Origin of the sequence: Sphingobium trunci, from assembly GCF_022664535.1 — a bacterium.
Classification (GTDB): domain Bacteria; phylum Pseudomonadota; class Alphaproteobacteria; order Sphingomonadales; family Sphingomonadaceae; genus Sphingobium.
In genome coordinates this window covers 1-9,581 of sequence record NZ_JAKUJY010000046.1, presented here as the reverse complement: position 1 = coordinate 9,581, position 9,581 = coordinate 1, and the positions used below count along the sequence as shown (strand labels likewise).

Annotated in this window: 8 protein-coding genes and 1 pseudogene; 6 read left to right on the top strand and 3 right to left on the bottom strand. The window is 65.2% G+C overall.

Features of this window, described 5'->3' with window-relative positions; all coding sequences use genetic code 11:
- Positions 1–226 (top strand): annotated as a pseudogene (locus tag MJ601_RS21440) (3'(2'),5'-bisphosphate nucleotidase CysQ); the annotation flags it as partial.
- On the opposite strand, the gene MJ601_RS21435 reads toward MJ601_RS21440, so the two are convergent.
- Positions 204–848: a class I SAM-dependent methyltransferase gene (locus MJ601_RS21435; protein WP_242130429.1), complete on the bottom strand. Its 645-nt coding sequence runs from the start codon at positions 846–848 to the stop codon at positions 204–206. The pseudogene MJ601_RS21440 and the gene MJ601_RS21435 overlap by 23 nt on opposite strands.
- A 144-nt stretch (positions 849–992) precedes the next feature.
- Here MJ601_RS21435 and MJ601_RS21430 point away from each other — a divergent pair, with 144 nt between their 5' ends.
- On the top strand, positions 993–1,397 hold the full coding sequence (locus MJ601_RS21430) for a hypothetical protein (protein WP_242130428.1): 405 nt from the start codon (positions 993–995) through the stop codon (positions 1,395–1,397).
- Positions 1,398–1,448: 51 nt separating this feature from the next.
- Here MJ601_RS21430 and MJ601_RS21425 read toward each other — a convergent pair whose 3' ends face one another.
- Positions 1,449–2,171 (bottom strand): helix-turn-helix domain-containing protein, encoded by a 723-nt coding sequence (locus MJ601_RS21425; RefSeq protein WP_242130427.1) that lies wholly within the window; start codon positions 2,169–2,171, stop codon positions 1,449–1,451.
- A 179-nt stretch (positions 2,172–2,350) separates the two neighbouring features.
- On the opposite strand from MJ601_RS21425, the gene MJ601_RS21420 reads away from it, so the two are divergent.
- Together MJ601_RS21420 and MJ601_RS21415 are read left to right on the top strand one after the other, a co-directional pair.
- A complete protein-coding gene (locus MJ601_RS21420) occupies positions 2,351–4,483 on the top strand; it encodes a marine proteobacterial sortase target protein (protein WP_242130426.1) in 2,133 nt (710 codons plus the stop codon).
- Positions 4,480–5,085, top strand: a complete 606-nt coding sequence (locus MJ601_RS21415) for a class GN sortase (RefSeq protein ID WP_242130425.1) — start codon at positions 4,480–4,482, stop codon at positions 5,083–5,085. The genes MJ601_RS21420 and MJ601_RS21415 overlap by 4 nt, the downstream gene beginning before the upstream one ends.
- Before the next feature lie 10 nt (positions 5,086–5,095).
- Here MJ601_RS21415 and MJ601_RS21410 read toward each other — a convergent pair whose 3' ends face one another.
- Positions 5,096–5,998, bottom strand: a complete 903-nt coding sequence (locus tag MJ601_RS21410; protein ID WP_242130430.1) for a tetratricopeptide repeat protein — start codon at positions 5,996–5,998, stop codon at positions 5,096–5,098.
- 165 nt (positions 5,999–6,163) lie between these two features.
- Between MJ601_RS21410 and MJ601_RS21405 the strand changes: the two genes are divergently transcribed.
- Both MJ601_RS21405 and MJ601_RS21400 read left to right on the top strand, forming a co-directional pair.
- On the top strand, positions 6,164–8,689 hold the full coding sequence (locus MJ601_RS21405; RefSeq protein ID WP_242130424.1) for a cyclic nucleotide-binding domain-containing protein: 2,526 nt from the start codon (positions 6,164–6,166) through the stop codon (positions 8,687–8,689).
- On the top strand, positions 8,689–9,579 hold the full coding sequence (locus MJ601_RS21400; protein WP_242130423.1) for a hypothetical protein: 891 nt from the start codon (positions 8,689–8,691) through the stop codon (positions 9,577–9,579). Before MJ601_RS21405 ends, MJ601_RS21400 begins: the two co-directional genes overlap by 1 nt.
- Positions 9,580–9,581 lie beyond the last annotated feature (2 nt).

Below are 9,581 nucleotides of genomic sequence, written 5' to 3'. Positions count from 1 at the left end.
CCAGGCCGACATCTACCTGCATTCGGGCGGCCAATATGAATGGGACAGCATGGCACCGGTCGCCGTCGCGCTCGCCCACGGCCTCCATTGCTCGCGCATCGACGGATCGCCGCTCACCTATAACAAGAGCGACGTCTACCTTCCCGACCTCCTTATCTGCCGCAAGGAACATGCGCAGATCGTGCTCGACCTGATCGCAGAGTTTAAGGGCCGTCCGACCGGCTGAATGGCCGCGGAGAACGTGCCCAATAAAGATGGCAGGGCGGCACATTGCGCCACTCGAACCCGGTTTCCACGGTCGCGAAATGACGATGGAGGAGCGGGGCGATTGCCCTGCGCATCTGATAGGCCAGAAACAGGCCATCGGGGGAGAGCGAGCGGTGGCTGACGTCCATCAACCGGGCCGCCCGATCCGGCGGAAGGGTCGAAAAAGGCAGGCCGGAAATGATGCAATCCGCCTGTTCCACGCCATGATCCGCCATGATGCGCTGGACATGATCCGCCGATCCCCGGACCGCGATCAGCCGCCTGTCATCCATTTCCTCGCGCAGATGATCGATGAAGGCGGCGCTCGTATCGATGGCCAGGATCCTGGCGTTGCCGGGAAGCCGCTCCAACAGGGCACGGGTGAAAATGCCGGTGCCCGGTCCATATTCGACCACGCATCCGATGCGGTTCCAGTCTACTGGCGCCAACATGCTGTCCACCAGGAAGCGTGACGCAGGGAAAGCGGAACCCACGGCCAATGGGCTGCGCATGAATTCCCTCAGGGCAAGGCCCGGAAAGCCGGACTTGCGCGCCGCTATGCTGGCCCGTTGCGTATTTCCTTGTCCGAAAGACGTCGCCACGATTGCCTTGCTCTCCCATTTTCATCTCTTGCCGTGTCGGCCGGTGGCAGGGAAACCCGTTTCGTCCGTCTCAAGTTCCTGAAAATCGGCCTGATATCGATCAGTTCTGCGCCGTTTTTGTGGTTTCTCGGAACGAGGTGAGTCTTGAGCGCCCCGCCCACCGTTCGTCGCAAAGCGGGCCGCATGGTCACAATCGCCGTCGACAAGCATGGCATGATGGCAGCATCAGGACGGAATCGAACGGAAGTGAAAAGGACGACCATGCGGCAGCCCCATCCCATGATAATCGCACTGGACTATTGGAAGCTCGGCATGGAAGCCGCGACGGTCATCAACCTGCGGCTGCCGAAATTATGGGCCGGCAATCCCGCCGCTGTCACGGAAGCACAGAGGATGGTGAGCGAAAAGATCGAGGCGGCGGCCATTTTGCAATGGAAAGCCATGACCGGCGCGCTTGGCACGAATCCGCTTTCGATCCTGCAGGCATCCACGGCCCATTACCGGAAGGCCGTCGGAAAGAACCGGCGACGGCTGTCCCGGCCGCGATGACGCGCTATTGACGCAACGCCTGCCAGCGCGAGCGGCGAGGCGGATGGGACGTCATTGCCGCCAGCGGCAGAAATCATCCTGCAGGGCGCGGTCCAGAATTGCCCTGCAGGCCGCGAACATCGGTGCACCTTCCGCCGTCACGCCCATGGAAAGTCCGGCAAGCTGCGCCTGAGGCACGAAGGCTACGGGACAGGCCACCGGCACCAGCTGCGATCCCGCTCCCACCTGCAGCGTCGTTAGCAATCCGAACATCTGCCCGTCCCGCGTCGGGCGCCCCAGGATGATCAGCCGGTGCTGCCCGGATTCATTGGTGGCGAGATAGATGTGCCCCGAAAGGTTGGGCATGGACACATGGCCTGACTGGGCAAAGGCGCCGTCGGCCCGGTCGGATTCCGCGAAGGTCAGATGCCCCGCCTCCTCATTCCAGGCGATACGGGTGCGATAGGCGATGACCGCGCCCGGCGTCCCGAAACTGGCGCGCAGGGTCACATAATCCTGTTCGATCCAATGCACTGCCGCGCGGGCATAGGCGCCCATCTGTTCGGGGGCCAGATCCGTGCGCCCTGGCCCCGCCTGCCCCGTCCTCTCGCGCAGCGGCGTACCCAGCACCTCCTCGATCCGCACGATGGTGGCGAGGGTGAAGGGCCTGCTGCCCGACAGCGCCTTTTCCAGCGTCGACAGGCTGATCCGAGCCATGTCGGCCAGCGCCTGGCGCGACATGCGCCGCCGCGCCATTTCCTCGCGCAGCCGATCCGCGACCCCCTGTTCCGACATTCTTCGCCCCCATCCGCTCAAGACCGGACAATTCCGCACAAAACCGCACATGCCGTCAAGCGTCATCGCACTGATCCGCACAATGGCGCGCCTTCCGGCAGGGATTGGCATGGCTTGCCGATGGTTGTCCGGTATGCCGACTGCCTATTGGGAAGGCTCCCTTCGTTGGAGTTCAAGCCATGCCTACCCTCCCCCTGCCCGGCAAGTCGGGCAGCCGCCTGCTGCTGGGTCTCTGCCTGCTGGCAAGTCTGATTGCCCTGGTCTTCCTCACCAGCCGCCTGTCCGCCTCGGACGTGGAGGCCGATCCCGACGCCATCGGCAGCGGCACGCTGATGCTGCGTGGCAAGGGTGCCGCCACCGCCATGCCCGCCATGCGGCTCGGCACCGACATGAACGTGACCGTCAGCGGTCAGATCGCCCGCGTCCGCGTGACCCAGGCCTTCCGCAACAGCGGCGACCAGTGGATGGAGGCGACCTATCTCTATCCCCTGCCCGATGACGGCGCGGTCGACAGCCTGAAGATGGTGGTCGGCCAGCGTGTCATCGTCGGCCGCATCAAGCGCCGCGAGGAAGCCCGCGCCCTTTACGAGAAGGCCCGCGACGAAGGCAGGAAGGCGGGTCTGGTGGAAGCCGAACGCCCCAATCTCTTCCGCAACAGCGTCGCCAATGTCGGCCCCGGCGAAACGGTGCTGATCGCCATCGAATATCAGGCGCCGGTGCGGCAGCTGGGTGGAGAATATGCACTGCGCCTGCCGCTGGTCGCGGGCCTGCGCTACACGCCCGCGCAGACGCCCGTCGCCGACGCCGCCAATGTCACGGCCCCCATCGCGCACCCGAAGCTCGGCAAGGCACTGAACCCGGTGTCGATCACCGTGCATCTTGCCCCCGGCTTCAGGCCAGCCAATCTCATCAGCCCCTATCACCGCATCGCCGTGCAGCATGATGGCGCGGAAGCCCAAAGCATCCGGCTTGCCGATGGCGAAGTCCCCGCCGATCGCGATTTCGAACTGCGCTGGCGGTCGGCCAGTGCCGATCCGACCGTCGGCCTCTTTCGTCAGACACTGGACGGTGACGCCTATCTGATGGCCGCGATCACGCCGCCCACGCGGGAACCCGACGGCCCGGTCCCGCCCCGTGACATGACCTTCGTCATCGACAATAGCGGTTCCATGGGCGGTCAGTCGATGGACGCCGCCAAGGCCAGCCTGCTCTATGCGCTGGGCACGCTGCGGCCGCAGGATCGCTTCAATATCATTCGCTTCGACGATACAATGACCAAATTGTTCGAGGAAAGCGTAGCCGCTTCGCCGGAACAGATTGCGCTTGCCCGCCGCTTCACCGAGGGTCTTGAGGCCAATGGCGGCACGGAAATGTTGCCCGCCCTCAATGCCGCGCTGGAGGACCGCACGCCGCAGGACGGCCGCTTCGTCCGGCAAATCCTGTTCCTGACGGACGGCGACATCTCCAATGAAAAAGAGATGATGGCGACCATTGCGGCCAAGGGTGGGCGCAGCCGGATCTTCATGATCGGCATCGGCTCGGCGCCCAATGAATATCTGATGCGCCGCATGGCGGAGGCCGGTCGCGGCACCTTCACCAATGTCGGCACGGGCGAAGAGGTCGCGGCCAGGATGACCGCCCTGCTCGACCGGCTGACCGCTCCTGTCGTGCGGGACCTGAAGGTGAAGGTGGATGGCGCGGACCTCGACCTGACGCCCCGCCGCCTGCCCGATCTCTATGCCGGAGAACCGCTGGTCCTGCTGGGCAAGGGGAAGGCGCTGACGGGCAGGCTCACCGTCTTCGGGTTGATCGGTGACAGGCCCTGGTCGCAAAGCGTCGATCTTTCCTCCGCCAAGGACAGCCCGGCGGTCGCCAGGCTGTGGGCCAGCCGTCGCATCGCCGACGTCGAAGCCGCGCGCTGGGCCGGTGAGACGGACGACGCCACCGCCGACGAAGCGGTCGCGCAGATCGGCCTCGCCTACAGCCTCGTCACCAGCCAGACCAGCCTGGTGGCGGTGGACGAAACCCCGGCCCGCCCCGAAGGTGCGATGCTGACCCGCGAGGAACTGCCGCTGCTGCTGCCCGCAGGATGGGATTTCGACGTCCTCTTCGGCGGACAGGCGACCAGGACGGCCGCCGGCAGGTCGGCACAGGGCGATTTGCCGCCCGCCGGCGAGGCCGAGGCGATGACCCTGCCCCAGACCGCGACCGGCTATGTCGGCTTGATCGGACAGGGCATGGCGCTGCTGGCTCTGGGCCTTGGCGGCCTTGCTCTTCGCCGCCGCGCCCTGCGCCGGGAGAGGCTGGCATGACCGGCGGGTCGCTCGCCACGACCAGCCGCAAGGGAGGGCGCGCCGGAGGGCGCGTCCTGTCCCATGCCGTGTTGATCGGCCTTTGCTTCCTTGGCCTGATGCTCATGGCAAGGGGCATGCTCATTCCCGTCAAGGCATGGGTCGCGCAAATCCTGCTGGATCGCGCCTTCGATCAGAGCCTCTTGGAGAAACGGCCGGTAAAGCCCTGGTCCTGGACCGATACTGCTCCGGTTGCCCGCATCACCCTGCCGCGTCTGGGCGTCAGCGAAATCATCTTGTCGGGTGGGTCGGGACAGGCCATGGCCTTCGGCCCGACATTGCTCCCGATCCATGGACAGGGCAAGGTCAGCATCCTGGCGGCCCATCGCGACACCCATTTCGCTTTCCTGAGGCAGGCAAAGGTCGGCGATGTCATCAAGGTTCAATCCGTCAGCGGACAAGAGCAAGGCTATCGCATCACCGGCTTCCAGATCGTGCGACGCGACCGCTTCGCCTATCCCCGCGACCCGGCGCACCGGCTGCTGGGCCTTACCACCTGCTATCCTTTCGGCGCGACGGAGCATGGGCCGCTCCGCTATGTGGCATGGGCGGAGGCGTCCTAGGGTTCTGGCCCTAGATCCCCGGCACCCCCAATATCCGGGCCTCATCCTGCAAACGCCCGGCCTGTCCCGGATTGGCGGCCTTCGCGGCCTGATAGGCGGCCGTCGCCTTCGCTGTTTCGCCCAGTGTCATCCGGCTGCGCATCAGCATGATCCAGCCGTCCACATTGGCGGGATTGGCTTTCAGCCTGGCTTCGAGGCTGGCGACCATGCCCTCCACCATCGCATCCTGCTGGCCCTTGGGCAGCTGAGCGGCTGCCTGCATCTGTTCGCGGCTCGGCCCTGGAATGGCGGCGGTCGCGACAGACATGCCGTCCATGGCCGGATGCGGCGCGGTGGGCTTCACTGCCGCCAGCCGGGTGGCGACATTGATCCCGTTGATCTTTCCTACCTGTTCGATGGTTCGGCGCAGGTCGGCTTCCCACGGCGCACCGGGCGGCGTATCGGCCAGCAGCGCCAGCCAGTCGCGGATCGCCCCTTCATGATCCTTGGCGAGATCCTTGCGCACCGCCAGGAAATAGCGGGCGCGGGGGTCCTTCGGATCAAGCGCGATCGCCTTGTCGAAGGCCTGGGCGGCTTCCTTCGGCATGGGATCATGCTCGCTCGCCATCACCGCTGCTTCGCCCAGCGAGGACCAGAAGGTCGCGTTGCCCGGCACCAGCGTCGTCGCATGGCGATAGGCGCGCACGGCATCGGCATGACGCCCGCTTTCGAAATAGGCCCAGCCCAGCATCTGCCAGCCCTCGGCATCCTTGGGATTGGCGCCGACCCGGTCCTGAAGGCTGCGAATGACGGCTTCGGGATCGCTGGCCTGCTGCGACATGGGGGAGGCTGGCGCCCTGCTTTCCGCCGCCTTCTCCGGCGCCCGCACCACATTATAGCCGATCGACAGGGCGGCAATGCCAGCGGCCCCCATCAGCAGGATGCGCCCCATGCTCCAGTTCATCGTCCCTTGCTTCCCCACCCCATGCCGATGCAACTCCTCTCTAGCGTGACGCCGCGGAAATGATAGAGTGCCGGCGGGGACAGGCATCCGGTCGAGCGAAGATCCGGAGCATGGGGATATTCAGGGGGTTGTCGAGTGTCTGAGCGCGTGCGCATCGCGATCGTCGGATCGGGGCCGGCGGGGCTGAGCGCGGCTGCACGCGCCGCCCAATTGGGGCTTTCCCACCTGCTGATCGAGAAGACGGACCATCTGTCCGACACCATCTTCAAATATCAGAAGGGCAAGCATGTGATGGCGACGCCCAGCCAGCTCGTGCTGCGATCCGACTGCGATTTCGAGGCGGGCAAGCGCGAATCGATTCTCGACCGCTGGAATGAGCAGGCGGCCGCCCAAGGCATCCATGTGGCCTATCAGTGCGAGGTGAAGGCGATCACCGGCACGGGCGATCCCATCCCCGGCAGCATCCAGAAGATCGTGGAACGCAAGCGGGACGGCGGCAGCGAGACAAGGGAAATCCAGCGCCTCGCCCCGCCCTATCGCCTGACGCTGACCGACGGGCGGGAAATCATTGCCGATGCCGTGATCATGGCCATCGGCACGCAGGGCAACCCCAATCTGATGCGCTGCCCCGGCGCCGAGCTTCCTCATGTCCAATATCAGCTGGACGATCCAGCCGCTTATAATGACGAGCATATTTTTGTCGTCGGCACGGGCGATGCGGGCATCGAAAATGCGCTCGGCCTCGCTGCCGACGAGGCGCAGGGCAATGTCGTCACCATCCTCAATCGGTCGACCGAGTTTGCGAGCGCCAAGGCTGCGAACGTCAAGGCGCTGACGGCCGCCGCCGAGGCGGGGCGGCTGACGATCATGACCGAAGCCACCACCGCCAGGATCGAGCAGGGTTTCATCACGCTCGACAGCCGCGACGGCGAGGTGAAGCTGAAATGCGACCGCGTCATCGCCCGCATGGGATCGGCCCCGCCGCGGGCCTTTGTGGAAAGTTGCGGGATCGAATTCACCAGCAACGACCGGCTGGCCTTCCCCAAGCTGTCGCCCATGTTCGAAAGCACCGCGCCGGGCATGTTCGTGATCGGCGCACTGGCGGGCTATCCGCTGATCAAACATTGCATGAACCAGGGCTATGACGTCGTCGAGTTCATCAACGGCAATCTCGACCTGAAACCCGCCGACGAGCCGATCCTGGCCGCCAAGTTCGCGCAATTGCCGGAAAGGAAGAGCGTGGCGGAGTGGCTGGAGTTTCTCCGCGGCAATGTTTCCATCCTGGAAGGCCTTTCGCCGCTTCAGATGCGCGAATTCATGCTGGACAGCGAAGTGCGCGCCTATCGCAAGGATGAGGTGATCTTCGAGAAATTCGATCCCGGCTCCTCGCTCTTCGGCGTCGCGCGGGGACAGGCGCTGGTGGAGGTCGGGCCGGGTGAGGACGTCCCCATCGAACAGGGATCGATCTTCGGCGAGGTCGGCCTGATTTCCGGCCGCCGCCGGGGCGCCACGGTGCGGGCAGGCACGGACTCGATCATGGTGGAGGTGTCGCGCACGGCGGCGCTCAAGCTCATGTCCTCCAATCCCCCCGCCAAACGCGCCATCACCCGGATTTCGACCGAACGGCAGCTGCTGCAGCTGTTCGGCGCGGGGCTGACGCCGGCGGACCTTGGCGAAGTGCTGGACACGGCGGAGATCCAGACCGTCAAGGCGGGCGAGCATGTCATCACCGAGGGCGATCCTGGCAATGACATCTATGTGATCCGGCTGGGGTCGATGATCGTCGAAAAGAAGATCGGCGGGAAGAATGTCTTTCTCTCCTACTTGCCCGCAGGCAGCTATGTGGGGGAAATGGCGCTGATCGCGGGCGGCCCGCGCACAGCCACCGTCAAGGCGACCGTCAAGTCCGAAGTCATCAAATTGCAGGGCGAGGCCTTTGCCCGCCTGATGAAGGCCAAGCCCGCCCTGCTGGAGCGCGCGCGCCGCGACATGGCCGCGCGGCAGGACGTCAACGCCTTCATCGAGAGCCGCAAGGACAGTTTCTCCACCGTCGTCGACATGTATTCGGAAACGGCGAAGTTCCTGGTCGACAACGGCATTGGCGAAGCGACCGACGTATTGCTGATCGACGAACATCTCTGCGTCGGCTGCGACAATTGCGAGAAAGCCTGTGCCGACAGCCATGACGGCCTCTCCCGCCTCGACCGGGAAGCGGGGCGCACCTACGCCCATCTGCACGTTCCCACCAGTTGCCGCCATTGCGAGCATCCGCATTGCATGGCCGACTGCCCGCCCAATGCCATCCATCGCGGACCCGACGGCGAGGTGTTCATCGACGAGACCTGCATCGGCTGCGGCAATTGCCAGCGCAACTGCCCCTATGGCGTGATCCGCATGGACAGCGTGCCGCCGAAGAAGCCGGGGCTTCTGAGCTGGATGTTCTTCGGCGCGGGACCGGGGCCGGGCGAGCCGTCGAAGAAATGGCGGTACAAACATGCCGAACCGGGCGTCGAAAAGCCCAAGAAGGCCATCAAATGCGATATGTGCTCCGGCATTGAGGGTGGCCCCGCCTGCGTGCGTGCCTGCCCGACCGGCGCCGCCATCCGGGTCGCGCCGGAGGATTTCCTGACCGTCGCCAGGCTCGATGGGGAGGCGAACTGATGGCGACCCGCGCTTCCGGCCGCCCGGCCCCCCGTCCCCGCCGCGCCAGGGGCGAAACATTGCATGACGGCTTCCTGCGCCACGCCGGTTTCCGCTGGCTGAAGATCGCGACGCTGATCTGCATCCTGTCGATCGCCAGTTACCTGCTGGTCGATATCACCCCACGCCATAATGGCGGTAGCTGGTATGGCTATACCATGGGCACCATCGGCCTGCTGCTGATCCTGTGGCTGACCCTGCTCGGCCTGCGCAAGCGGGCGATGACGCGCGGGCGCTGGTCGCTGAAGGCCTGGACCTCCGCCCATGTCTATCTTGGCCTCAGCCTGATCGTCATCGGCACCCTGCACACCGGGTTCCAACTCGGCTGGAACGTCCATACGCTCGCCTATGCGCTGATGATGCTGGTGATCCTGTCGGGCATGTTCGGCATCACCGTCTATGCGACGCTGCCCGCAGCGCTCAGCAACAATCGCGCGGAAATGACGCAGGTGCAGATGCTGGACGCAGTGCGCGCCATCGACCGGCAATTGCATGACGCCGCCCAGCCGCTGCCGCATGACCAGGCGGCCCTGGTGCGCCAGTCGCTGGAGCAGGATCCTTTTGACGGCACCCTCCTCTCCCGCTTGTCCGGCCGCTATCCGCGCTGCGCCACGGCAAGGGCGCAGGCAGCGCTGCGCCGCTGGACGGGTGATACGCCTGATACCGGAAACGACCCGCTGGAAAGGATCGACGCCCTGCTGGAGCGCAAGCAGGCAATGCTGGCGCGGCTGCGGCGGCATCTCAAACTCAAGGCGCTGCTGGAAATCTGGCTCTATGTCCATGTGCCCGCCACCTTTGCCCTGCTGGCTGCGCTGACCGCGCATATCGTCAGCGTCTTCTTCTACTGGTGAGC

Coding starts and splice junctions, on each gene's coding strand:
- MJ601_RS21425 (WP_242130427.1), bottom strand. CDS start 2,171: ATGTCGGAACAGGGGGTCGCGGATCGGCTGCGCGAGGAAATGGCGCGG.
- MJ601_RS21420 (WP_242130426.1), top strand. CDS start 2,351: ATGCCTACCCTCCCCCTGCCCGGCAAGTCGGGCAGCCGCCTGCTGCTG.
- MJ601_RS21415 (WP_242130425.1), top strand. CDS start 4,480: ATGACCGGCGGGTCGCTCGCCACGACCAGCCGCAAGGGAGGGCGCGCC.
- MJ601_RS21410 (WP_242130430.1), bottom strand. CDS start 5,998: ATGGGGGCCGCTGGCATTGCCGCCCTGTCGATCGGCTATAATGTGGTG.
- MJ601_RS21400 (WP_242130423.1), top strand. CDS start 8,689: ATGGCGACCCGCGCTTCCGGCCGCCCGGCCCCCCGTCCCCGCCGCGCC.